This is a genomic window from Variovorax sp. P2_H12 (genome assembly GCF_056403395.1).
On record NZ_JBFUFO010000029.1, the window covers coordinates 102,795 to 126,130 of the forward strand.

Annotated in this window: 26 protein-coding genes and 1 riboswitch; of the genes, 7 read left to right on the forward strand and 19 right to left on the reverse strand. The window is 67.8% G+C overall.

Translation table 11 applies throughout. The features are described 5' to 3' along the window. Nucleotides 1–8: 8 nt before the first annotated feature. The 11 genes from secY to rplN are packed head-to-tail and all read right to left on the reverse strand — an operon-like array spanning nucleotide 9 to nucleotide 5,456. Nucleotides 9–1,319: a preprotein translocase subunit SecY gene (secY, locus tag AC1DYK_RS22400; protein ID WP_478168320.1), complete on the reverse strand. Its 1,311-nt coding sequence runs from the start codon at nucleotides 1,317–1,319 to the stop codon at nucleotides 9–11. Between the two features lie 25 nt (nucleotides 1,320–1,344). Beyond that, nucleotides 1,345–1,776, reverse strand: a complete 432-nt coding sequence (gene rplO, locus AC1DYK_RS22405; RefSeq protein ID WP_442281998.1) for a 50S ribosomal protein L15 — start codon at nucleotides 1,774–1,776, stop codon at nucleotides 1,345–1,347. A 24-nt stretch (nucleotides 1,777–1,800) separates the two neighbouring features. Continuing rightward, the gene (gene rpmD, locus AC1DYK_RS22410) at nucleotides 1,801–1,986 is read right to left on the reverse strand and encodes a 50S ribosomal protein L30 (RefSeq protein WP_286606142.1); all 186 of its coding nucleotides are present in this window, start codon (nucleotides 1,984–1,986) and stop codon (nucleotides 1,801–1,803) included. A 14-nt stretch (nucleotides 1,987–2,000) separates the two neighbouring features. Continuing rightward, complete coding sequence (gene rpsE, locus AC1DYK_RS22415) at nucleotides 2,001–2,519, reverse strand: 30S ribosomal protein S5 (protein ID WP_028250822.1); 519 nt, start codon at nucleotides 2,517–2,519, stop codon at nucleotides 2,001–2,003. Nucleotides 2,520–2,537: 18 nt separating this feature from the next. After that, nucleotides 2,538–2,903, reverse strand: coding sequence for a 50S ribosomal protein L18 (rplR, locus tag AC1DYK_RS22420; RefSeq protein ID WP_442282243.1), 366 nt, complete (start codon nucleotides 2,901–2,903; stop codon nucleotides 2,538–2,540). A 14-nt stretch (nucleotides 2,904–2,917) separates the two neighbouring features. Next, on the reverse strand, nucleotides 2,918–3,451 hold the full coding sequence (rplF, locus tag AC1DYK_RS22425) for a 50S ribosomal protein L6 (protein ID WP_442281997.1): 534 nt from the start codon (nucleotides 3,449–3,451) through the stop codon (nucleotides 2,918–2,920). 24 nt (nucleotides 3,452–3,475) lie between these two features. Continuing rightward, the gene (gene rpsH / locus AC1DYK_RS22430) at nucleotides 3,476–3,871 is read right to left on the reverse strand and encodes a 30S ribosomal protein S8 (protein ID WP_478168321.1); all 396 of its coding nucleotides are present in this window, start codon (nucleotides 3,869–3,871) and stop codon (nucleotides 3,476–3,478) included. A gap of 20 nt (nucleotides 3,872–3,891) precedes the next feature. After that, nucleotides 3,892–4,197 (reverse strand): 30S ribosomal protein S14, encoded by a 306-nt coding sequence (gene rpsN / locus AC1DYK_RS22435; protein ID WP_442281995.1) that lies wholly within the window; start codon nucleotides 4,195–4,197, stop codon nucleotides 3,892–3,894. A gap of 8 nt (nucleotides 4,198–4,205) precedes the next feature. After that, nucleotides 4,206–4,745, reverse strand: coding sequence for a 50S ribosomal protein L5 (gene rplE, locus AC1DYK_RS22440; RefSeq protein ID WP_286371087.1), 540 nt, complete (start codon nucleotides 4,743–4,745; stop codon nucleotides 4,206–4,208). 11 nt (nucleotides 4,746–4,756) lie between these two features. Continuing rightward, the gene (gene rplX / locus AC1DYK_RS22445; protein WP_286601597.1) at nucleotides 4,757–5,074 is read right to left on the reverse strand and encodes a 50S ribosomal protein L24; all 318 of its coding nucleotides are present in this window, start codon (nucleotides 5,072–5,074) and stop codon (nucleotides 4,757–4,759) included. A 13-nt stretch (nucleotides 5,075–5,087) separates the two neighbouring features. Further along, nucleotides 5,088–5,456, reverse strand: coding sequence for a 50S ribosomal protein L14 (rplN, locus tag AC1DYK_RS22450; RefSeq protein ID WP_068674584.1), 369 nt, complete (start codon nucleotides 5,454–5,456; stop codon nucleotides 5,088–5,090). Between the two features lie 224 nt (nucleotides 5,457–5,680). On the opposite strand from rplN, the gene AC1DYK_RS22455 reads away from it, so the two are divergent. Next, nucleotides 5,681–6,850 carry an esterase-like activity of phytase family protein gene (locus tag AC1DYK_RS22455; RefSeq protein WP_478168322.1) on the forward strand — a complete coding sequence of 390 codons (1,170 nt, stop codon included), beginning with the start codon at nucleotides 5,681–5,683 and terminating at the stop codon, nucleotides 6,848–6,850. Further along, a complete protein-coding gene (gene proC / locus AC1DYK_RS22460; RefSeq protein ID WP_478168323.1) occupies nucleotides 6,847–7,701 on the forward strand; it encodes a pyrroline-5-carboxylate reductase in 855 nt (284 codons plus the stop codon). The genes AC1DYK_RS22455 and proC overlap by 4 nt, the downstream gene beginning before the upstream one ends. A 390-nt stretch (nucleotides 7,702–8,091) precedes the next feature. On the opposite strand, the gene ubiA is transcribed toward proC, so the two are convergent. From ubiA to AC1DYK_RS22480, 4 genes are all read right to left on the reverse strand, one after another. Next, the gene (ubiA, locus tag AC1DYK_RS22465; RefSeq protein WP_478168324.1) at nucleotides 8,092–8,970 is read right to left on the reverse strand and encodes a 4-hydroxybenzoate octaprenyltransferase; all 879 of its coding nucleotides are present in this window, start codon (nucleotides 8,968–8,970) and stop codon (nucleotides 8,092–8,094) included. Beyond that, nucleotides 8,960–9,553 (reverse strand): Dps family protein, encoded by a 594-nt coding sequence (locus tag AC1DYK_RS22470; RefSeq protein ID WP_478087533.1) that lies wholly within the window; start codon nucleotides 9,551–9,553, stop codon nucleotides 8,960–8,962. The genes ubiA and AC1DYK_RS22470 overlap by 11 nt, the downstream gene beginning before the upstream one ends. Before the next feature lie 92 nt (nucleotides 9,554–9,645). Next, nucleotides 9,646–10,611, reverse strand: coding sequence for a LysR substrate-binding domain-containing protein (locus AC1DYK_RS22475; protein WP_478087535.1), 966 nt, complete (start codon nucleotides 10,609–10,611; stop codon nucleotides 9,646–9,648). Nucleotides 10,612–10,769: 158 nt separating this feature from the next. Next, nucleotides 10,770–12,806 (reverse strand): ATP-dependent DNA helicase RecG, encoded by a 2,037-nt coding sequence (locus AC1DYK_RS22480; RefSeq protein ID WP_478168325.1) that lies wholly within the window; start codon nucleotides 12,804–12,806, stop codon nucleotides 10,770–10,772. Between the two features lie 77 nt (nucleotides 12,807–12,883). On the opposite strand from AC1DYK_RS22480, the gene queA reads away from it, so the two are divergent. The 4 genes from queA (at nucleotide 12,884) to AC1DYK_RS22500 (ending at nucleotide 17,215) form a co-directional block, all read left to right on the forward strand. Further along, nucleotides 12,884–13,927 carry a tRNA preQ1(34) S-adenosylmethionine ribosyltransferase-isomerase QueA gene (gene queA / locus AC1DYK_RS22485; protein ID WP_478168326.1) on the forward strand — a complete coding sequence of 348 codons (1,044 nt, stop codon included), beginning with the start codon at nucleotides 12,884–12,886 and terminating at the stop codon, nucleotides 13,925–13,927. Next, nucleotides 13,924–15,156, forward strand: coding sequence for a PQQ-dependent sugar dehydrogenase (locus tag AC1DYK_RS22490; RefSeq protein ID WP_478168327.1), 1,233 nt, complete (start codon nucleotides 13,924–13,926; stop codon nucleotides 15,154–15,156). Before queA ends, AC1DYK_RS22490 begins: the two co-directional genes overlap by 4 nt. Beyond that, a complete protein-coding gene (tgt, locus tag AC1DYK_RS22495; protein ID WP_478168328.1) occupies nucleotides 15,153–16,343 on the forward strand; it encodes a tRNA guanosine(34) transglycosylase Tgt in 1,191 nt (396 codons plus the stop codon). Before AC1DYK_RS22490 ends, tgt begins: the two co-directional genes overlap by 4 nt. Nucleotides 16,344–16,435: 92 nt before the next feature. Further along, on the forward strand, nucleotides 16,436–17,215 hold the full coding sequence (locus tag AC1DYK_RS22500; RefSeq protein ID WP_478168329.1) for an SDR family NAD(P)-dependent oxidoreductase: 780 nt from the start codon (nucleotides 16,436–16,438) through the stop codon (nucleotides 17,213–17,215). Here the strand turns inward: AC1DYK_RS22500 and AC1DYK_RS22505 are convergent. From AC1DYK_RS22505 to AC1DYK_RS22520, 4 genes are all read right to left on the reverse strand, one after another. Next, nucleotides 17,188–18,285 carry a serine endopeptidase gene (locus AC1DYK_RS22505; RefSeq protein ID WP_478168330.1) on the reverse strand — a complete coding sequence of 366 codons (1,098 nt, stop codon included), beginning with the start codon at nucleotides 18,283–18,285 and terminating at the stop codon, nucleotides 17,188–17,190. The genes AC1DYK_RS22500 and AC1DYK_RS22505 overlap by 28 nt on opposite strands. A gap of 400 nt (nucleotides 18,286–18,685) precedes the next feature. Beyond that, complete coding sequence (locus tag AC1DYK_RS22510) at nucleotides 18,686–19,339, reverse strand: phosphatase PAP2 family protein (RefSeq protein WP_478168331.1); 654 nt, start codon at nucleotides 19,337–19,339, stop codon at nucleotides 18,686–18,688. A 10-nt stretch (nucleotides 19,340–19,349) separates the two neighbouring features. Continuing rightward, on the reverse strand, nucleotides 19,350–21,302 hold the full coding sequence (locus tag AC1DYK_RS22515) for an MFS transporter (protein ID WP_478168332.1): 1,953 nt from the start codon (nucleotides 21,300–21,302) through the stop codon (nucleotides 19,350–19,352). A gap of 26 nt (nucleotides 21,303–21,328) precedes the next feature. Further along, nucleotides 21,329–22,174: a hypothetical protein gene (locus AC1DYK_RS22520; protein WP_478168333.1), complete on the reverse strand. Its 846-nt coding sequence runs from the start codon at nucleotides 22,172–22,174 to the stop codon at nucleotides 21,329–21,331. A 125-nt stretch (nucleotides 22,175–22,299) separates the two neighbouring features. Between AC1DYK_RS22520 and AC1DYK_RS22525 the strand changes: the two genes are divergently transcribed. Further along, nucleotides 22,300–23,034, forward strand: coding sequence for a helix-turn-helix domain-containing protein (locus AC1DYK_RS22525; protein ID WP_478168334.1), 735 nt, complete (start codon nucleotides 22,300–22,302; stop codon nucleotides 23,032–23,034). 133 nt (nucleotides 23,035–23,167) lie between these two features. Next, nucleotides 23,168–23,274: riboswitch (glycine riboswitch) on the forward strand. The last annotated feature ends 62 nt before the right edge of the window (nucleotides 23,275–23,336 follow it).

The window sequence follows — 23,336 nt, forward strand, 5'->3', positions numbered from 1 at the left end:
CCGTACAACTACGACGTCTTGAAGCTGGCTTTCTTCAGCAGCGACTCGTACTGCTGCGACATCATGTAGTTCTGCACCTGGGCCATGAAGTCCATCGTCACGACCACGATGATCAACAAGGACGTCCCGCCGAAATAGAACGGCACGTTGTACTTGAGGATCAGGAACTCCGGCAGCAGGCAGACGAAGGTGATGTACACCGCGCCGGCCAACGTCAGTCGAACCAGGATCTTGTCGATATAGCGCGCGGTCTGGTCACCCGGGCGAATGCCAGGAATGAACGCACCGCTCTTCTTCAGGTTGTCGGCGGTCTCGCGGCTGTTGAACACCAGCGCCGTGTAGAAGAAGCAGAAGAACACGATCGCGGTGGCGTACAGCAGCACGTAGATCGGTTGCCCCGGCTGCAGCGCGCTCGCGATGTCCCTGATCCAGCGCATGCTCTCGCCGGTGCTGAACCAGCCCACGACCGTCGTCGGCAGCAGGATGATAGACGACGCGAAGATCGGCGGGATCACGCCGGCCATGTTCAGCTTCAGCGGCAGGTGCGACGACTGACCGCCGTAGACCTTGTTGCCGACCTGTCGCCGCGCATAGTTCACGAGGATCTTGCGCTGGCCGCGTTCGACGAACACCACGAAGTAGGTCACCAGCACGACCACAGCGATGATGAACAGCGCGACGATCGGATTCATGGCACCCGTGGTGACCAGCGATGCCAGGCCGCCGATCGCACCCGGCAATCCGGCCGCGATGCCGGCGAAGATCAGGATCGAGATCCCGTTGCCGAGACCGCGTTCGGTGATCTGCTCGCCGAGCCACATCAGGAACATCGAGCCTGCCGTCAGGCTGATCATTGCGGTGAGCCGGAAGCCGAAGCCGGGCGAAATCACCAGGCCTGCGGAAGACTCGAGCGCCACTGCGATGCTGAAGGACTGGAACAAGGCCAGGCCCAGCGTGCCGTAGCGCGTGTACTGCGTGATCTTGCGCCGCCCCGCCTCGCCTTCCTTCTTCAACTGCTCGAAGGTCGGCACCACGTAGGTCATCAGTTGCATGATGATCGACGCGGAGATGTACGGCATGATGCCCAACGCGAACACGGTGAAGCGCGACAGCGCACCGCCCGAGAACATGTTGAACAGGCTCAGGATGCCGCCCTGCTGACCTTGGAACAGCTGCGCCAGTTGGTCCGGGTTGATGCCCGGCACCGGGATGTGAGCCCCGACGCGATAGACCACGAGCGCGAGCAGCAAAAAGACCAGCCGGCGACGCAGGTCGCCGAACTTGCCTGTCTTTGCGAGCGTTGCCGCGTTGGTTGCCACGAAGAACTTCTTTCAGTCCGAGTGTTTAGGCGACGCTGCCGCCAGCGGCCTCGATCGCGGCCTTGGCGCCGGCGGTCGCGCCGATGCCCGTCAGCTTGACGGCCTTGGTGAGCTCACCGGTCTTGATGATCTTGACGACCTTCGCGATCTGGCCCACGAGACCCGCTTGCTTGAGCGCCAGCAGATCCACTTCGGCCAGGCCGAGCTGCTCGAGCGCGGTCAGCGTGACTTCGGCGTTGTACTTGAGCAGTTGCGACTTGAAGCCGCGCTTCGGCAGGCGGCGCTGCAGCGGCATTTGACCGCCTTCGAAGCCCACCTTGTGGAAACCGCCTGCGCGCGACTTCTGACCCTTGTGACCGCGACCCGCGGTCTTGCCGATGCCGGAGCCGATGCCGCGGCCGACACGGCGCTTTGCATGCTTGGCGCCGTCGGCCGGCTTGATGCCATTGAGTTCCATATGCGTCTCTCTCAGTGGCTCTGGTTAGAGCACTTTGACCAGATAACTGATCTTGTTGATCATGCCGCGCACTGCGGGCGTGTCCTGCAGCTCGCTCACGCTGTTGAGCTTGCGCAGGCCCAGGCCGCGCACGGTGGCGCGATGCGATTCCTTGGTACCGATCGGGCTCTTGACCAATTGGACCTTGACGGTTTGTTGTTGCGTCGTCATGTTGCTGCTCCGGTTCAGGCGAAGAGCTCTTCGACCGTCAGGCCGCGCTTGGCGGCGACTTCGGACGCGGTCGTCGAGTTCTTCAGGCCGTCCAGCGTGGCGCGGACCATGTTGTAGGGGTTCGACGAACCATGGCTCTTGGCCACGATGTCGGTGATGCCCATCACTTCGAACACGGCGCGCATCGGGCCGCCGGCGATGATGCCGGTACCCTTCGGAGCCGGGATCATGACGACCGAAGCGGCGCCGTGATGGCCGGTCACGCGGTGATGCAGCGTGCCGTTCTTGATCGAGATCTTCGCGAGGTTGCGGCGGGCTTCTTCCATCGCCTTCTGCACGGCGGCCGGCACTTCCTTCGACTTGCCCTTGCCCATGCCGACGCGACCGTCGCCGTCACCCACCACGGTGAGTGCTGCGAAACCGAGGATACGACCGCCCTTCACCACCTTGGTGACGCGGTTGATCGCGATCATCTTCTCGCGCAGACCGTCTTCGGGGCCTTCGTTCTGCGTTCTTGCCTGAATCTTTGCCATTTTGAATCTCGTGTCCGGTTAGAACTGCAGGCCGGCTTCGCGGGCCGCATCGGCCAGCGCCTTGACGCGGCCGTGGTAGGCGAAACCTGCGCGGTCGAAGGCGACCTTCTCGACGCCGGCAGCCTTCGCCTTTTCAGCGATGCGCTTGCCGATGGCGGTGGCCGCGGCAGCGGTGGCACCCTTGCCCGAAGCGCCCAGCGAAGCGCGCATTTCGGCTTCGGCGGTCGATGCGGTGGCGATCACCTTGGAGCCGTCGTCGGAGATGACGGTGGCGTAGATGTGCAGGTTGGTGCGGTTCACCGTCAGGCGCGCCACGCCCTGCGTCGCAATGCGAATGCGGGTCTGGCGCGAGCGGCGAAGGCGCTGTGCTTTCTTGGTCAACATCATTTTGCTGCCCCTTATTTCTTCTTGGTCTCTTTGATCACGATCTTCTCGTCCGAATAACGGATGCCCTTGCCCTTGTAAGGCTCAGGCGGACGAATAGCGCGGATCTCAGCGGCCACTTGGCCGACGCGTTGGCGGTCGGCACCCTTGATGATCACTTCGGTCGGGGTGGGCGTTGCCACCGTGATGCCTTGCGGCATGTCCTTGTTGACCGGATGCGAGTAGCCGACCTGGAGGTTCAGCTTGCTGCCCTGCGCCGCGGCCTTGTAGCCGACGCCGACCAGGTTGAGCTTCTTCTCGAAGCCCTTGGTCACACCGACCACCATGTTGTTCACGAGCTGGCGCAGCGTGCCGCTCATCGCATTCGCTTCACGCGAATCGTTGGCGGGCTCGAAGCTCAGCTGGCCGTCCTTGGAGACGACGTTGACCAGCGCATTGCGCGGCAGGTTGAGCGAACCGCCCGTACCCTTGACGCTGATCTGGTCTTCCTTGATCGACACATCCACGCCTGCGGGGATGGCGACTGGCATTTTTCCTACTCGGGACATTTCAGTAACTCCTCGATGTCTCGGTTAGGCGACGTAGCACAGGACTTCGCCACCGACACCGGTAGCGCGCGCCTTGCGGTCGGTCATCACGCCCTGGGGGGTCGTGACGATCGCGACGCCGAGGCCGTTCTGGACTTGCGGGATGGCTGCGCTGGCCTTGTAGACGCGCAGGCCGGGACGGCTCACACGCTCGATGCGCTCGATGACCGGACGGCCAGCGTAGTACTTCAGCGTGATGACGAGTTCGGACTTGCCGTCTTCGGTCTTGACCTGGAAACCGTCAATGTAGCCTTCGTCCTTCAGGACCTGCGAGATCGCGATCTTCACCTTGGAAGACGGGACCGACACAGTGGGCTTCGCCACCATCTGCGCGTTACGGATACGCGTCAGCAGGTCAGCAATGGGATCACTCATGCTCATGTTTTTTACTCCTGCCTGGCTTACCAGCTGGCCTTGGTGACACCGGGGATGTCGCCAGCGAAAGCCAGTTCACGGATCTTGGCGCGGCCCAGACCGAATTGACGGAAGGTGCCACGCGGACGACCGGTGATTTCGCAGCGGTTGCGCTGTCGCGTCGGGTTCGCGTTGCGCGGCAGCTTTTGCAGGCCCAGACGGGCAGCTGCACGCTCTTCATCGCTCTTCTTGAAGTCGTTGGCGATCGCCTTGAGTTCGGCGTGCTTCGCCGCGTACTTGGCGACCAGGTTGTCGCGCTTGAGTTCGCGCTGGATCAAAGATGCTTTAGCCACAGGTCGCCTCAGTTCTTGAACGGGAAACGGAAGCCAGCGAGAAGCGCCTTGGCTTCTTCATCGGTCTTGGCCGTCGTCGTGATGCTGATATTGAGACCGCGCAGGGCATCGACCTTGTCGTATTCGATCTCGGGGAAAATGATCTGCTCTTTGACGCCGATGTTGTAGTTGCCGCGGCCGTCGAAGGCGCGACCCGAGATCCCGCGGAAGTCACGAACGCGCGGCAGTGCCACGGTCACGAAACGATCCAGGAATTCGTACATCTGAACGCCACGCAGCGTGACCATGCAGCCGATCGGCTGGTTCTCGCGAATCTTGAAGCCGGCGATGGCCTTCTTCGACTTGGTCACGACCGGCTTCTGGCCGGCGATCTTGGTCAGGTCGGCGACAGCGTTGTCGAGAACCTTCTTGTCGGCGACGGCCTCACCCACGCCCATGTTGAGCGTGATCTTGGTCAGGCGCGGAACCTGCATCGGCGAGGTGTAACCGAACTTCTCGGTCAGATCCTTGGCGATCTTTTCGCGGTAGTGTTGTTGGAGACGTGCCATGTGAGTACTCCTTAGGCCAGCTTGATTTCGTCGCCGCTGGACTTGAAGACGCGCACGCGCTTGCCGTCCGAGACCTTGATGCCCACGCGATCGGCCTTGCCGGTCGCAGCATTGAAGATCGCCACGTTGGATTGGTGAATGGGCATGGTCTTTTCAACGATGCCACCGGTCGTACCCTTGAGGGGGTTCGGCTTGGTGTGCTTCTTGACCATGTTGATGCCGTCGACGATCAGGTAGGAATCGTCCTTGCGCAGCGACACAGTGCCGCGCTTGCCCTTGTCGCGCCCGGCCAACACGATGACCTGGTCGCCTTTGCGAATCTTGTTCATGGCGTTGTTGTCCTTAGAGAACTTCGGGTGCCAGCGACACGATCTTCATGAACTTCTCGGTGCGCAGTTCGCGCGTGACCGGTCCGAAGATGCGGGTGCCGATGGGCTCCAGCTTGGCGTTGAGCAACACGGCTGCGTTGCCGTCGAATTTGACGAGGGAACCGTCTGCACGACGGATGCCCTTGGCGGTGCGAACCACCACTGCACTGTAGATCTCGCCTTTTTTGACGCGACCGCGCGGAGCAGCTTCCTTGATGCTGACCTTGATGACGTCGCCCACGCTGGCATAACGCCGCTTGGAGCCACCGAGCACCTTGATACACAGGACGGATTTCGCGCCCGTGTTGTCGGCCACATCGAGCCGGGATTCAGTTTGGATCATGTCTTGATATTCCCAACTTGTACCGTTTGCCACCCCGGCTGGATCCGGTTGTGTAGCGCTGCGGTCAGTCTTGGGCCCGTCGTCCACACACCAAAACCACTTCGGTGTGCTTCCGCTGGGCAGAAACTTTCGCCTTTTGAAGCGAAGCCCGCGATTGTTGCATAGTCCAAACGCCTCGTCAACACCCCGATCTGCAGAAATCTGCCAAACCGTAGACTCTCGCGGTGCACGCCAGACCATCGCCGCCTCTCATCCGCCGCCGGCTGCTGCTGGCGGCCGGGGTCGTCGGCCTTCTCCCGGGCTGCCGCAACGCCCCTGCGGGCCTGCCGCCCTCATCGCTGGTCCGGCAGGCCCAGGCGCTGCGCCTGGTCGGCGAAGCGCGGTGGCCGCATCGGGCGGAGTTCCAGGGCACCGCCCTGGGAGGCTTCTCCGGCATCGACTACGACCCTGCGCGGGGCGAATACCTGCTTCTCAGCGATGACCGGTCGGATCTGGCAGCCGCACGGTTCTATCGCATGCGCTGGCCCTCGGTCGGCGCAGAGCCGCCGCAACCTGCGGGCGTCACCTTGCTGCGACAGGCCGGCGGCGCGACCTGGCCGGCGCGGCGTGCCGCGACGGCGGACATCCCGGTGGTCGACCCCGAGGCGATCCGCTGGCGCCCGGACACCGGCACGGTGCTCTGGACCAGCGAGGGCGACATCGCACGCGGCTTCGGCCCGGCGCTCTACGAATCGCGGGGCGACGGCACGCTGGTGCGCGAGATCGCGTTGCCCGCGATGTTCGCGGCCGACCGCCGCGGCCGCAGCGGCCCCCGGGACAACCTCGGGCTGGAGGGGCTCGCGCTGACGCCCGACGGCCGCGACGCCTGGGTGGCGATGGAGAACGCGCTGCGGCAGGACGGACCGGTGCCCACGCTGCGCGCCCCCGGCGGGCCCTGCCGCTTCACCCGGATCGACCTCGCGACCGGCCAGGCCCGGCGCCAGATCGCCTACCTGCCCGACGCGATTCCCCTGCGCCCGCTGCTACCCGGCACCTATGCCGACAACGGCGTCAGCGAGGTCCTGATGATCGACGGCCACCGAATGCTGGTGCTCGAGCGCGCCTATGCGACCGGGATCGGCAATTCGCTGCGCCTCTACGAGATCGACACCCGCGAGGCCAGCGACACCCTGGCCCTCGACGCGCTGTCGCCCGACAATCACCGTCCGGCGCCGAAAACGCTGGTGGCGGACTTCGCCGCGCTCGGGCTGTCGCGCCTGGACAATACCGAAGGGCTCTGCTGGGGCCCCGATCTGCCCGGCGGCCGGCGGATGCTGGTCGCGGTGAGCGACGACAATTTCAATCCGCTGCAGGTCACCCAGTTCGCAGCCTTCGAATTCACGGACACGTCATGAACATCGCAGTCACCTTCCTGCCGCGCCAGGACCCGCTCCCCCTGCCCCCGATCGCATTCATCGGCGGCGGCAACATGGCCAGCGCCATCATCGGCGGGCTCCTCAAGCAGGACACGCCGGCAGCCACCTTCGAGATCGTGGAGCCCTTTGCGGAGGCGCGCGAACGGCTGGCCCGCGACTTCGGCATCGTCGCCCAGGCCGAGGCCGGCCCGGCCCTGGCGCGCTGCGAGGTCATCGTCTGGGCGGTCAAGCCGCAGAATTTCGCCGAAGCCGCGAAGCCGGTGCGCGGGCTGGCGCCGGAAGCCCTGCATCTCAGCGTCGCCGCGGGCATTCCGTCCGACAGCATCGCCCGCTGGCTCGGCACCGAGCGCGTGGTGCGGGCGATGCCCAACACGCCGGCCCTGGTCGGCCAGGGCATGACCGGGCTGTTCGCGCGCGACGCGGTCGATGGCGCCGGCCGCAAGCGGGTGGAACGGGTGCTGGGCGCCACCGGGGAGCTGCTCTGGGTCGATGCCGAAGGCGCGCTCGACGCGGTCACTGCGGTTTCCGGCTCCGGTCCGGCCTACGTGTTCTATTTCCTGGAGGCCATGACCGAGGCCGGCATCTCGCTGGGCCTGACGCCGGCGCAGGCGCACCAGCTCGCGGTCGGCACCTTCTCGGGCGCCACGGCGCTGGCCGCCAGTTCCAGCGAACCGCCGGCGGTGCTGCGCGCGCGCGTGACCTCCAAGGGGGGCACGACCCATGCGGCGATCACGTCGATGGAAAACGCCGACGTCGCCGGCAAGTTCAAGGCCGCGATCCGCGCCGCCCACCAGCGCGCCGGCGAACTTGCGGCCGAATTCGGGGGATAGGCTCGCCCCCAGGTTGCCCGGCACTTCATGTCCGGGCGCCCACCCCCTGCCGGGGGCAACACCAGCGGCCCGGCGGAGCCGGATCCGCGGTGTTTCACCAACGGGCCTGGCTGCGCCGGCCGGTGAATACTGGCGCTGTGGTTGTTCTATGGCGGCGCGCAGCGCGCCTGTTGGTGGGCGGCCGCGGAACCGGCTTCGCCGGGCCGCTGGCTGCGCCCCCGGTAGGGGGTGGGCGGGCTACACGCAGTGAGCCCAACCTGGGGGCGAGCTAGTGCTCCGCGCAGCGCGCCTGTTCGTGGGCAGTCGCGGAACCGGCTTCGCCGGGCCGCTGACTGCGCCCCCGGTAGGGGGTGGGCGGGCTACACGAAGTGAGCCCGACCTGGGGGCGAGCTACATCCAGCCGGTGGCAACGCCGGCGAACACCGTGAAGCCGAGCCAGTGGTTGAGGCGGAAGGCCTTGAAGCAGCCCTCGCGCGTGCGGTCCCGGATCAGACGCCAGTGCCACAGCGCCTGCCCCGCCGCCGCGGCGATCGCCAGGTAGAAGACCGGGCCGAGGCCCATGCCGGCGCCGACCGCGGTCCACACCACGAGGAACACCGCGTAGCATGCCATCACGATCGCGACGTCGAAGCGCCCGAAGGTGATCGCCGAGGTCTTCATGCCGATCCGCAGGTCGTCATCGCGGTCGACCATTGCGTACTCGGTGTCATAGGCCAGCACCCAGAACAGGTTGCCGGCCAGCAGCCACCAGGCCAGCGCCGGCACTTCGCCGCGCACCGCGGCAAAGGCCATCGGGATGCCGAAGCTGAAGGCGATGCCGAGCACCGCCTGCGGGATCGATACGAAGCGCTTGGCATAGGGATAGGCCAGCGTGATCGCGAGCGCCACGAAGGACCACAGCACCGTCACCTGATTGGTGGTGAGCACCAGCGCGAAGGCGCACAGGGCTAGCACGGCGCCGACCGCCAGCGCCTCCTTGACCGAGAGCGCACCGCTGGTGACCGGCCGCTGCGCGGTGCGCTTGACGTGGCGGTCGAACTCGCGGTCGGCCACGTCGTTGATGCAGCAGCCCGCGCTGCGCATCAGGAAGGTGCCGAGCACGAAGACGACCAGCAGGTGCCAGCCCGGCCAGCCGCCGGTCGCAAACCAGAGCGCGCCCAGGGTCGGCCACAACAGCAGCAGCCAGCCGGCCGGCCGGTTCCAGCGGATCAGGTCGAGGTAGAGCCCGAGCCGCCCGCGCGGGGACTCGGCGGCAGGATCATTCTTCAAGGAGCGAGCGCAGCATCCAGGCCGTCTGGTCATGCACCGTGCAGCGCGCGGTCAGCATGTCGGCGGTCGGGTCATCGCCGGCTTCCTCGGCCACGGGGATGAACTCGCGGGCGATGCGCGACACGGTCTCATGGCCCTTGACCAGGATGCGCACCATCTCCATCGCCTTGGGCGGGACCTGCGGCACGTCGGGCACGGTGGCGATCTTGCTGAATTCGGCATAGGAACCCGGTGCGTAGTGGCCCAGCGCGCGGATGCGCTCGGCCAGGACGTCGGTCGAGGTCCAGAGCTCGGTGTACTGGCCCATGAACATCGCATGCAGCGAGTTGAAGTGCGGGCCGGTCACGTTCCAGTGGAAGTTGTGGGTGGTCAGGTAGAGCGTGTAGGTGTCGGCCAGCACCCGGCTCAGGCCTTCGGCGATGGCCGCGCGGTCCTGGCGGTCGATGCCGATGTTGATGATCGGCGCGTTGCGGCTGCCCGATTCCTCGGCCACCCGGATGCCGCCTTTGCGCGGCACCTTGCCGGCCGACGAGGCCGGAGCGGGCGTGGCGGGCGACTTGGGCTTCTTGATGACTTTGGCCATGCGAAGGGTTCTTTCTACAGAAGGGTTGACGGCAGGAGGAAGCCGGAAACGGCGCACCGGCTTCGCAACATGCGCACTCTATCTCAGGACCGTCAGGACAGGCGCTTGACGCCCGGCAGTTCGCAGGCATAGATCGCGTTGCGCAGCGCCGCGATCGCCTCGTAGCGCGTGAAGCTGCGCCGCCAGGCCAGCACCACGCGCCGCGTCGGCGGCTCGCCGCCCTGGGTGTCGCGCACCGGCAGGTAGCGCACGATCTGCTCGGGCTCCTTGCGCCCCTTGCCGCGGGGCTTGAGCGCGTCGGCCGGCACCGACAGCCGCGGCACCAGCGTCACGCCCATGCCCGAAGCCACCATGTGCTTGATGGTCTCCAGCGACGAGCCCTCGAAGCTCTTGCGGATGCCTTCGGCGTTGCTCGAGAAGCGGGCGAATTCGGGGCAGACCTCGAGCACGTGGTCGCGGAAGCAGTGGCCGGTGCCGAGCAGCAGCATGGTTTCCTTCTTGAGTTCGTCGGAACTCACGGACTCGCGCTCGGCCAGCGGGTGATGCGCCGGCAGCGCGGCCATGAAGGGCTCGTCGTAGAGCGCAGCCATCGCCAGGCCGGTGTCGGGAAAGGGCTCGGCCATGATCGCGCAGTCGATCTCGCCGGCGCGCAGCATCTCGAGCAGCTTGGCGGTGAAGTTCTCCTGCAGCACCAGCGGCATCTGCGGCGTGCGCGCGATGTTCTGGCGCACTAGGTCGGGCAGCAGGTAGGGGCCGATGGTGTAGATCACGCCGAGGTTCAGCGGGCCGGACAACGGGTCCTTGCCGCGCTTGGCGATCTCCTTGATGCTCGCGGCCTGGTCGAGCACGCTCTGGGCCTGCTGGACGATCTGCTCGCCCAGCGGCGTGACGGTGACCTCGCCGGCGCTGCGCTCGAAGAGCTTGACCTCGAGTTCGTCCTCGAGCTTCTTGATCGCCACCGACAGGGTCGGCTGCGAGACGTAGCAGGCCTCGGCGGCCTTGCCGAAATGCCGTTCGCGCGCGACCGCAACAATGTATTTGAGTTCGGTGAGGGTCATAGCTTGGGTCAATTATTGCTCGCGAACGTTGCTCGCCCCCAGGTTGCCCCGCACTTCGTGTCGGGGCGCCCACCCCCTGCCGGGGGCAACACCGGCGGCCCGGCGGAGCCGGTTCCGCGGCGTTTCACGAAGGGGCCGGGCTGCGCCGGCCACGCGGGTCAGGCCTTGAGGTATTCGGCCTTGCTGCCCAGCCAGCGGTCGACATGCTTCTCGGCCAGCGCGGGGTGCCGGTCGAGCATCTGCGGAGCCAGGTCGCGGGCCCAGTCGAGCAGCATGACATCGGTGCTGAGGTCGGCGAATCGCAGCAGCGGCGCACCCGACTGGCGGGCGCCGAGGAATTCGCCGGGGCCGCGGATCTCGAGGTCGCGGCGCGCGATCTCGAAGCCGTCGCCGGTCTCGGCCATCGCCTTGAGCCGCGCCCGCGCGGTCTCGCCGACCCGGCCGCCCTCGTTCGGCGCGTACAGCAGCACGCAGGCCGAGGCCGCGGCGCGGGGGGGGGCCCCGTCGACCCCGACCTCGATCACCGTGGTGCTGACCAGCACCTGCAGCTTGTTGGCCGTGAAGCTCTCCATCACCGCCTGCTTGTCGGCGGTCGGCATGCGCGAATGCAGCAGGCCGACGCCGACCTGGTCGCCCAGCGCGTCGGCCAGTTCGTCGCGGGTCTCGGTGGCGTTGCGCAGGTCGACCGCCTCGCTCTCCTCGATCAGCGGGCAGACCCAGTAGACCTGACGGCCCTGCTGCAGCTGGGCCTGGATCCGGTCGATGACCTCGTCGCGGCGGTGCTCGGCCACCAGCTTGGTCACGATCGGCGTGCGGCCGGGCGGCAGCTCGTCGAGCGTCGAGACGTCGAGGTCGGCGTAGTAGCTCATCGCCAGGGTGCGCGGGATCGGCGTGGCACTCATCATCAGCAGGTGGGGTTCGAGGTCGCCCACCGCCTTGCCGCGCAGCGCGAGGCGTTGCGCCACGCCGAAGCGATGCTGCTCGTCGATGATCGCCAGCGCCAGCTTCTTGAAGCGCACCTTCTCCGAGATCACCGCATGGGTGCCGATCACCAGCGCCGCCTCGCCGCTCTCGACCGCGGCCGACATCGCGTCGCGCTCCTTCTTCTTCTGGCTGCCGGTGAGCCAGGCCACGCGCAGGCCGCGCTCGGCCAGCAGCGGATCGAGCCAGCCGACCAGCTTGCCGAAATGCTGCGCCGCCAGGATCTCGGTCGGCGCCATCAGTGCGCACTGGTGGCCGGCATCGATGCAGCGCGCGGCGGCCAGCGCCGCCACCACGGTCTTGCCGGAACCGACGTCGCCCTGCAGCAGACGGTGCATCGGGACGTGGCGCGCCAGGTCGCGGCTGATCTCGACGCCCACGCGCTGCTGCGCCCCGGTCAAGCCGAAGGGCAGCACGGCCAGCAGCTCCCGGTGCAAGGACTCGCCCGAGGCGGCCGCATCGAGCGCCGGCGCGCGCTGCGCCGCCCGGGTGCGCCGCGCCTGCAGCTGCGAGAGCTGCTGGGCCAGCAGCTCATCGGCTTTGAGGCGCTGCCAGGCGGGATGGCTGTGGTCCTCGAGGGTGGCCAGCGCGACATCGGGCGCGGGATAGTGCAGGAAGCTCAGCGCCCGGCGCAGGTCCCAGGTCCCGTGCGGGGCGGCCCCCGCGGGCAGGGTCTCGTCGAGCACGGCACGCGCCAGACCCGAACGCACCTCGCGCCGCAGCACCGGCTGGGCCAGCCCGGCGATCGTCGAATACACCGGCGTCAGCGCCTCGGGCAATGGGGTGCCCGCGGCCTTCACGGCCGGATGCATCATCTGCCGCCCGATGAAGCCGCCCCGCACCTCGCCGCGCACCCGCACCCGGGCGCCGACCGCGAGCTGCTTCTGCTGCGAGGGGTAGAAGTTGAAGAAGCGCAGCTGGCAGGTATCGCTGCCGTCGTCGACGGTCACGATCAGCTGGCGCCGCGGCCGGAAAGCCACTTCGCTCTCGGTGACCACGGCCTCGATCTGCGCCATCTCGCCGTCGCGCACGTCGGCCAGCCGCACGACGCGGGTCTCGTCCTCGTAGCGCATCGGCAGGTAGAGCGCGAAGTCGATGTCGCGCAAGAGGCCCAGCTTGCGCAGCGCCCGCTGCACCACGCTGAGCCCGGTGCCGGGCGCGGGCGCGGCGGCGGCGGGCTTTTCAGGGGTCGGGAACTTGGAAGCGGCAGGCATGGGACAATTCTGCCCGGCTCTTCGCCTCCCTCTTCCCCATGCCTCCTTGGCACGGGCCTGTCCGGCCCTCAAGCACCATGCGCGCCTTCACGCTCTCCGATTTCGATTTCGCCCTGCCGCCCGATCTGGTGGCCCAGCATCCCGCCGCCGAACGCAGCGCCTCGCGCCTGCTCGACGGCACCGGCGCCGAACTGGTCGACCGCATCTTCAACCAGCTGCCCTCGCTGCTGCGGCCCGGCGACCTGCTGGTCTTCAACGACACCCGCGTGGTCAAGGCGCGGCTCTTCGGCGAAAAGCCCACCGGCGGCAAGCTCGAGCTGCTGGTGGAGCGCGTGCTGCAGGGCCCCGAGGTGGTGGCCCACATGAAGGTCAGCAAGAAGCCGCCGGTCGGCACCACCCTGGCGATGACGGGCGGATTCACGGCCACGCTGCTGGGCCGCTGGCCCGAGGAGGACGGCGCCCTGTTCCGCTTGCGCTTCGACAGCCCCGCGGGCGAAGACCCCTACGCGCTGATGGCGCGCTGCGGCCATGTGCCGCTGCCGCCCTACATCACGCACGCCGATTCGACCGACGACGAGAGCCGCTACCAGACCGTGTTCGCGCGCGTGCCCGGCGCGGTGGCGGCACCGACCGCCGCGCTGCATTTCGACGCGTCGCTGCTGGCGGCGCTGGAGGCGCGCGGCGTACAGCGCGCCAATGTCACGCTGCATGTCGGCGCCGGCACCTTCCAGCCCGTGAAGACCGAGAACATCGCCGAGCACACCATGCATGCCGAGCGCTACGAGGTGCCCGAGGCGACGCAGCGCGCGATCGCCGACTGCAAGGCGCGCGGCGGCCGCGTCGTCGCGGTCGGCACGACCACCGTGCGCACGCTCGAAAGCTGGGCCAAGAGCGGCGAGGCCGCCGGGGACACGCGCATCTTCATCACGCCGGGCTTCCAGTTCGCGCACGTCGACCTGCTGGTCACCAACTTCCACCTGCCCAAGAGCACGCTGATGATGCTGGTCAGCGCCTTCGCGGGCTACGAACCCGTGATGGCGCTCTACGCCCACGCGATCCGCGCAGGCTACCGCTTCTTCAGCTATGGCGACGCCATGCTGCTCGCCCGGGTGCAGCCATGACGCGCAGGCCCTGGCTTGCGCTGGCGATGCTGCTGCTGATGCCGCTCGCCGCGGCGGCCCGCGGCTACACGCCGCAAGGCCGATGCGGGGACTATGCGCGGCTCGACATCCGCAGTCCGGCCGGCACCTGCGTCGCGTTGCTCGCCGACGAGAACGAAGGCCTGCGCGCACCGCGACGCGTGCTCGAGATCGCGCCCGGACGCTACTGGGTCGTCGACATGGGCTCGTGGGAGCCGCGCAAGGGCCGCCTGCTCGAGATGACGCTGCCCGCGGACGGCCCGGCGCCGCGCCGCGCGCGCTTCACGGTGCTCGCCGAGCAACTCGACCGCCCGCTCGGCCTGGCGCTCGGCCCGGACGGCAAGGCCTACGTCGGCGAAGCCGGCAGCATCTGGCGCACGCCGATCCCGGCGCCCGGCGGCGCGCTGCTGCGAGAGATGCTGATCGACAACCTGCCCAAGGACGGCAGGCACCCACTGAAGGAACTCGCCTTCGGCCCGGGCGGCCGGATGTACGTGAACATGGGCTCGGACTCGGACGACTGCCGCGATGGCGCGAAGGCGTACCCGCTGCCCTGCCCCGACGGCACCGGTCCGATGCCGCGCGCCGCGGTCTACGAGGGCAGCTTCGGCGGCGACGGCTTCAAGCTGCAGGGCTTCAAGCCCTTCGCCACCGGCCTGCGCAACTCGGCCGCGCTGACGGTGCTGGCCGACGGGCCGGCCAAGGGCACCGTGCTGCAGGGCGAGAACTCGATCGACTACGACCCGGCCGACCAGCCACCCGAAGAGCTCAACCGCCTCCAGGCCGGCCGCGACTACGGATGGCCCTACTGCGTGGGCCGCCGCCAGCCGGCCCGCGGCTACGAGGCCCGCTTCGATTGCAGCCGTACCGAGGCGCCCTGGATGCTCTGGCCCGCGCACGTCGCGCCGCTGCAGATGCAGGTCGGGCCTGCCGGCAGCCGTTTCGCCGGCCAGCTGCTCGTCGCCTGGCGCGGCCACCGGCCCGCGGGGCACCGCGTGGTCGGCTACAAGCTCGACGCCAAGGGAATGCCGTCGGGACGCCCGATCGACTGGCTCGCCGGCTGGACCGCCGCGCCCGGCGTGCGGCCGCTGGGCCGCCCGACCGGATTGACCGTCGACCGCCAGGGCCGGATGCTGGTGGTCGAAGACTTCAACCGCACCGTACTCATGCTGATGCCCGACGGGCCCGCCTCTGCAAGCCTCCAAAGATGACCACCACACTGCCTCGCCTGCAATTCGAACTCCTCGCCACCGATTCGCAGAGCCACGCGCGACGCGGCACCCTGACGCTGAACCACGGCGTGGTGCAGACCCCGATCTTCATGCCCGTGGGCACCTACGGCACGGTCAAGGGCGTGATGCCGCGCAGCCTGCACGAGATGGGCGCGCAGATCATCCTCGGCAACACCTTCCACCTGTGGATGCGCCCCGGCCTCGACGTCATGGCGGCGTTCGGCGGCCTGCACCAGTTCGAGAAATGGGACAAGCCGATCCTCACCGACTCGGGCGGCTTCCAGGTCTGGTCGCTCGGCGCGATGCGCAAGATCAGCGAGGAAGGCGTCAGGTTCGCGTCTCCGGTCAACGGCGACAAGCTGTTCCTCACGCCCGAGGTCTCGATGCAGATCCAGACCATCCTCAACAGCGACATCGTGATGCAGTTCGACGAATGCACGCCCTACGACGTCGACGGTCACGTGACGACCGAGGCCGAAGCCCGCCAGTCGATGGAGCTCAGCCTGCGCTGGGCACGCCGCTGCCAGTCGGAGTTCGCCCGGCTCGAGAACCCGAACGCACTGTTCGGCATCGTGCAGGGGGGCATGTTCGAGAACCTGCGCGAAGAATCGCTGGCCCAGCTGGTCGAGATGGATTTCCCGGGCTATGCGATCGGCGGCGTCAGCGTCGGCGAGCCCAAGGACGAGATGCTGCGCATCATGGCCCACACGCCGCACCGGCTGCCGCCGAACAAGCCGCGCTACCTGATGGGCGTCGGCACGCCCGAGGACCTGGTCGAGGGCGTGGCACAGGGCGTCGACATGTTCGATTGCGTGATGCCGACCCGCAATGCGCGCAACGGCACGCTGTTCTCGCGCTACGGCGATCTCAAGATGCGCAACGCCCGCCACAAGAGCGATCCGCAGCCGATCGATGCGAGCTGCAGCTGCCACGCCTGTGCGGGCGCCTCCGGCGTGCCGTGGAACGAGGGCGGGCGCGACGGCTTCAGCCGCGCCTACCTGCACCACCTCGATCGCTGCGGCGAGATGCTGGGCCCGATGCTCACCACCATCCACAACCTGCACTACTACCTGAACCTCATGCGCGAGATCCGCGAGGCGCTCGATGCCGGGCAGTTCGCCGAATTCCGCGCCCGCTTCAAGGCGGATCGGGCACGCGGGATCTAGGCTGAGCGCAGGGTCCGCGAAGCCGGGTGCGAACGCGGGCATTCTCGTTCACCTGGGTGGCGAGCGGCTCGGCGGAAGCTCAGAATCCACGCATGTCCGCATCCACCTCCCCCGCTCCCTCGGCCATCTACCCCTCCCTGGCCGGCCGCACTGTCTTCATCTCGGGCGGCGCCACCGGCATCGGCGAAGCCCTGGTGCGCGCCTTCCATGCGCAGGGCGCGCGGGTCGGCTTCTGCGATCTCGACGTGACGGCCGGACGCGCGCTGGCGCAGCAACTGGGCGGCAACGACGAACCGCTGTTCCAGGAATGCGACGTCACCGACGTGGCCGCGCTCGGTGCGACCATCGCCGCGGTGCGCTCGCGCTTCGGCCCGATCCAGGTGCTGCTCAACAACGCCGCCAATGACCGCCGCCACCAGATGGCCGAGGTCACGAGCGATGAATTCGACCGTCTCGTGGCGGTCAACTTCAAGCACCAGTTCTTCGCCGCCCAGGCGGTGGCGGACGACATGCGCGCGCTGGGCGGCGGCTCGATCATCAACTTCGGCTCGATGAGCTGGATGATCAAGGGCGCCGGCTATCCGGTCTACCAGGCCTGCAAGGCGGCCACGCGCGGGCTCACGCGCTCGCTGGCGCGCGATCTGGGCAAGGCCCGCATCCGGGTCAACTCGATCGTCCCCGGCTGGGTCATGACCGAGCGCCAGCTGCGGCTCTGGGTCAAGCCCGAATCGGCCGCCGAGATCGACGCCGCCCAGTGCCTGCCCGGCCGCGTGATGGCCGAGGACATCGCCAGCATGGCGCTGTTCCTGGCCGCCGACGATTCGAAGATGTGCACCGCGCAGGACTACGTGGTGGACGCCGGCTGGACCTGAAGCGGCCCGGGCTGCGGCGGCGGCAGCGCAGCACCCGCATCCGCCGCCGTGCCGCAGGCGTGGCAGAACTTGGCGAAGGCGTTCTTGCGCGCATCGCAGGCGCGGCAGTGGTCGAACAGGCCGATGCCGCAGTGCGGGCAGAAGTCGATCTCATCGTTCTTGAGGTCCACCGGGCGTTCGCAGCCCGGGCACACGCTCTTGGCCAGTCGCGCCAGCGCCGTGTCGTAGCTCAGCTCGTGGCGGCGCACCGTCTCGGGCTGCGCCTCGGCCAGCTTCTGGCGCGCCAGGTAGCGGTTGAGCGCCAGGATGGCGTAGCGCCCGATCAGCACCGTGACCACGATACCCACTGCATAGCGAACGTAGCCGCCGTAGCTCGGCAGGTAGGGCACCAGTTCGACGAAGAAGGCGAACAGCGCGAAGTAGATGAAGCCCCAGACGAAGGGCCACCAGGTGCTCTTGCGCTTCTTCGCGAACAGCCAGCCCGCGATCACCAGCAGCGGCAGCGTGAGCGCCAGCCGGTACAGGAACACCCGAAGCTCGACCTTTCGGTTCTCGGCATCGAGCCGCTTGCGCGCCGCCTCCTCGAGCACCACCAGTTGCTGCTGCGCCCGCTGGCGCGACTGCCGGGCATCAAGCGCGATCTGGCGCTGCGCGACCACGTTGCGCTCGGCCTCGTCCTCCTTGGCCTTCAGCGCGTCGAGCGCCTTGGTGCGGACGATCAGCTCGCTGTCCTGGTCGGGCTGCGCGGTGGCGCGACGGGTGGCGAGCCAGTTTCCGAAGGTCTCGCGCGCCGCCCGGCTGGCCTGCTGGGCCGCGACCAGCTTGAGCTCGGCCTGCTCGCGGTCGCGCGCCGCCTGCTGCTCGCTGCGCTCGGCGTCGCGCACGGTATTGCGCAGCGGATCGGCTGCCGCACGGTCGATGAAGTCGTCGAGCTCGATCCGGTGCTCGACCTGAGGCAGGTCACCGACGATCGTGCTGCCGAGCCCGACCAGGAAGCTGGCGAACACAATCGCCACCAGCCAAAGGCCGCGGCGAAACCACTTTTCGGACAGGCGCAGGGCTTTGCTCATCGCATTCCTTCTCTTGAGACGATTTGTCGTTCTGGATCGACTGATTCTGGACGATGGCTTGCGAGCCCCCCCGGTTCACGGGAAACACGAACACCCCGGCCAGGATCACTGCCGCGGCCATCAGGCCCATCTGCAACGCCAGCCCCACGAGGTGCCGAGAGCGCGAGACGCGCACCCGGTATTCGCGCTCGTACGGGCCGAAGTTGGTGGGCGTCCGGCTCAGCACGGTTTCCCGCCCTCGCAGAGCGGGCCGCACAGGCCGCAGCCAGAAAACGTGAACAGATACTGCTTCATGAAGTTCTCTCCGCCAGGAAATGAAAGTGGGCGGATGATGGTCCGCCCCTTGGTTTCCTGGAGCGCTTTGATGCAGCGGTCGCGATCCTCTGCGCCGCCGGTATCGCTACCTGATACCCAGCGGCATCCGGCGACCCGCCAGCAGGTCCGCGCGCGTGAAAGGCCGCTCGATGCCCGACAGTCGCACGGCAATGACTTCGAGCGCGCCCTGGGTCGGCGCCGGCGTGCCGGGCCGCAGGAACAGCACCGGCGTGGCGAGGCTCAGCAGCACCAGCGTCCAGCTCAGGCGTGGATGCGGCAGGCGGTGCTGCCACCAGAGAAAGGTCCCGCTGACAGCGGCGCCGAGCGCATAGCCGAACACCACTTCCGAGAGCGAATGCGCATCGAGCGCCAGCCGGGTGGCGCCGATGAAGGCGGCGAACAACCATCCGAGCAGTGCTGCGCCCACCCGGACCCGATGCTCCCAGCGCGAGACCACCAACCAGCAGGCCACCGGCCAGACGCTGGCCGCGATCGCGGTGTGGCCGCTGAAGCCGGTGAAATCGAGCGTGACGCTGCCGATGCCCCAGCCGAGGAAGGCGATCTTCGACACCGCGATCAGGGCGCCACCGAGGCCGAACAGCAGCACCCAGAGCACCGCCAGGGGCCGGGTGGCGCCGCGAATGCCGAGCCACACCGCGATCCAGAGCGCGGCGGGCAGCAGAAAACCGCTGTCACCGAACCAGGTGATCGCGTGGAGAATTTGACGGAGGCCGGGCATCGGACGGGCGTCAGCTGCCGAGCAGCACGCTCACGCGCCGCCGCAGGCTTTCGGGCTGCACCTCCACGCGGGGCACCGCGCCGCCGACATGGAGCCCCACGCGGCTGAAGAAGCCGCGCCGGAACGGCCGCACCATCGCGACGTTCTGGCCGGCGCGCGTCTCGACCCGGCTGAAGTACGAGCCCCACAGATTGGTCAGCGCCATCGGGATCACCGGCGGGTCGATGCCTTCGGCGCGGGCAGCGTCCAGGATCTTCATCACGCCGCCCTTGAACGGTTGCAGGCTGCCGTCGCGCGTGATCGCGCCTTCGGGAAAGATGGCGAGCAGGTCACCCTCGCGCAGCACCTGCACGGCCTCCGCGAAGGCCTTCTCGTAGGCCGCCGGGTCTTCCTTCTGGGGCGCGATCGGGATCGCCTTGGCCAACCGGAACAGCCCGCCGAGCACCGGCACGGCGAAGATCCGGTGGTCCATGATGAAGCGGATCGGGCGCGGGCTGGCGGCCATCAGCAGCACCGCGTCGATGAAGCTCACGTGGTTGCACACCAGCACCGCGGGCCCGTCGGCCGGGATGTGCTCCTGGCCCCGGATGTCGAAGCGGTAGACCAGGTGCGACAGCACCCAGGCCACGAAGCGCAGCAGGTATTCGGGAACCAGCATGAAGATGTAGAAAGCGACCACCGCGTTGGCGACGCCGGTGAACAGGAAGATCTGGGGAATCGTGAAGCCACCCTTCAGCAGCGCACCGGCGATGACCGAACTGGCGATCATGAAAAGCGCATTCAGGATGTTGTTGGCCGCGATGATACGAGCCCGGTGCGTGGGCTGGCTGCGCATCTGGATGAGCGCATACATCGGCACGCTGTAGAGCCCCGCGAACAGCGACAGCAGCCCCAGGTCGGCCATCACGCGCCAGTGGGCCGGCTGGGCCGAGAACGCGCCCAGCCCCATCTGCCCCACGGCCGGCAGCGCCCGCGACGCGAAATAGAGATCGATCGCGAACACGCTCATGCCGATGGCGCCCAGCGGCACCAGGCCGATCTCCACCTGGCGCCGGCTCAGCGTCTCGCACAACAGCGAGCCGATGCCGATGCCGACCGAGAACACCACCAGCAGCAGCGAGGCCACCTGCTCGTCGCCGTGCAGCACCTCCTTGGCGAAGCTCGGAAACTGGGCCAGGAAGACCGCGCCGAAGAACCACATCCACGAGATACCCAGCAGCGAGCGGAAGACGACCACGTTGCCGTGCGCCAGCTTCAGGTTGCGCCAGGTTTCGCTGACCGGATTCCAGTTGATCGACAGGCCGGGGTCGGTGGCCGGCGCCAGCGGGATCGCCTGCGCCACCGCCCGTCCGACCAGCGCCAGCAGCAGGCAGGCCACGGCCACCGTGGCATGGCCGACCTGCGGCAGGGCGACCAGCAGGCCTCCCGCGACCTGCCCGAGCAGGATCGCGACGAAGGTGCCCATCTCGACCATGCCGTTGCCCCCGGTGAGCTCGCGCGGCGTGAGCACCTGCGGCAGATAGGCGAACTTGACCGGGCCGAACAGGGTCGAGTGCAGCCCCATCAGGAACACGCAGCCGAGCAGCACGACGGCGTCCGCCCGCAGGAAGCCCCAGGCGGCGATGCCCATGATCGCGATCTCGAGGTTCTTGACGAAGCGGATCATCTTCGTCTTGTCGTACTTGTCCGTGAGTTGCCCCGCGGTGGCGGAGAACAGCAGAAAGGGCAGGATGAACAGGGCGCCGATCGCCAGCCCCGCCATGGCGGGCGACATCCAGGCCAGCTGCAGCTGGTAGGTCACCATCACCGTGAAGGCGAACTTGAACAGGTTGTCGTTGGCGGCGCCGGCGAACTGGGTCCAGAAAAAAGGCGCGAAGCGCCGCTGCCGCAACAAGGCGAACTGGTTGGCGTGGGCGGGCCCCTCGGGCAGGCTGGCGGACGAGACTTCGGAAGGATGGGTCATTCGAATGGGCGCAGCGGTCTGTTGGCTCAGGCCGTCAGGGCGGCGGCCCGCGAATTGTGCCGCAGGGTCTGCCGCCCCATCGCCTGCAGCGCATGCAGCACGGGAAGCGCCGCCAGGGCGGCCGTCAGGTGCTTGAGGCTGTGGCCCGACACCAGCTGCTGCGTCGCCTCGAGGATCGCAGGATCCGCCAGTTCGAACAGCTTGGCGAGCGCATAGAAGAAGACCACTCGGCCGAGCGCGAGGCCGATGGCGCCGGGCACCGGCCGTGCCAGCGCCAGCGCGAGAACCAGCGCCAGGCCGCCGAACTGCACCAACGCCCAAGGCAGCGCGTTGCCGCTGCGATGGCAGACTGCCACTGCCAGCAGCCCGCCGGCGAGCGTGACCCAGGCGGCTGGCCAGCCGGCGCGTGCGCTGACCCGCTCGCAGACAGCGACACCGACCAGCCCCGCGAAAGCCACCGCCATGCCGGCGCGATCCGCCGCCAGCCGCATGGGATCGGGCTGCAGGTGATAGAAGGCCGAGCCGAGTGCGGTGAGGATCAGGCCGGCGAAGAACATCCAGGCGCAATCCAGTGCATCGAAGGGCAGCGGCGCCAGGGCCTGCGGCAGCGGCGCGGCCTCCAGCAGCTCGTCGTGGGCGCGACCGAGCCAGTGCAGCCAGCGCAGGCCCCAGATGCCCACCACCGCGAAAGGCAGGTTGCTCAAGACGTCCATCGCGTTCGGCAGCGCACCCCAGGACCGGCCGTCGGCGAAGGGCGCGCCGCCCAGCGCCGGGTTCGGCACCGCGGGACCGAAGACCGCGGCGACCGATAGCAGCGCGGCGAGCGCCAGCAGTGCACGCTCGCGATGGGAGAGGGACGACGGCAGGGACATGGCAGACTCCGATGGGTGGCTCGACGAGGCGGAATCTAGGTTGTCGACCCCGCGCCGGGCATCGAGAATCGATACGGAGCACTTTTTCACCACTTCGGGTATCGCTTCGCAATACTCCCTCAGACATGAGCACCACCGTCGACCTGGTCAACGCACTCAAGAGCGAACTCAAGACCGCCCGCATGACCTATGCCGACCTGGCCAGATCGCTGGACATGGCGGAATCCAGCGTCAAGCGGATGCTGGCCAAGGGCGACATGCCGCTGACGCGGGTCGACGCGATCTGCCGGGCGCTCAAGATCGACTTCGCGGAGCTGGCCCGCCGGGTGGCGGACGCTCAGCCCCTGCTCAAGGAACTCACCCTCGAGCAGGAGAAGGCGGTGGTCAAGGACAAGAAGCTCCTTCTGCTGGCAATCTGCGTGCTGAGCCAGTGGACGCTGGAGCAGATCGTCGCCGCCTACCGGATCAGCGAGGCCGAGTGCATCGGCTACCTGGTCCAGCTCGACCGGATCGGCATCATCGAGCTGCGGCCGCTGAACCGCTACCGGCTCAAGCTCGCCAAGACCTTCCGCTGGCGTCCGCACGGGCCGGTGATGGATTTCTTCCGCGAAAACGTGGTGCTCGACTACTACCGCGGCGGTTTCGACGGCCCCGCCGAAGGCCTGCTGCTGGTGCACGGCTCGATCAGCAAGTCGCTGGCGCCGGCCTTCCTCGACCGGCTGCAACGGGTCGCGCAGGACTTCGCCCAGCAGCACCAGACCGATCAGAAGCTGTCGCCCAAGGAGCGCGAGGGTTACACGCTGCTGCTGGGCATGCGCAACTGGGAATTCGAGCTGTTCACGCGCCTGCGCCGGGCCTGACGCACACGAAACGGGTTTCCTCGATAAAATCCGGCGAGCAGAAAAGCGGACGCACCCGTCCCACCGATGGCGCAATCTCCCATGAACGCTCAGGTGAATCGCCAGGCGATTCGGCCACTGCCTATTTTTTGATCAATCGCCGACTGGAGAGTCACCACGCCAAGTGGTGCACCGAAGGAGCAAACCCGCTGCCGGGCGCAGCGGGTGAAACTCTCAGGTAACAGAGACAGGGGGAGCGGCAGTCTGAACCCCGGGTCTTGCCGCTTTCACAGTAAGCGCTAACGCCCGCCGTTCATGCCATC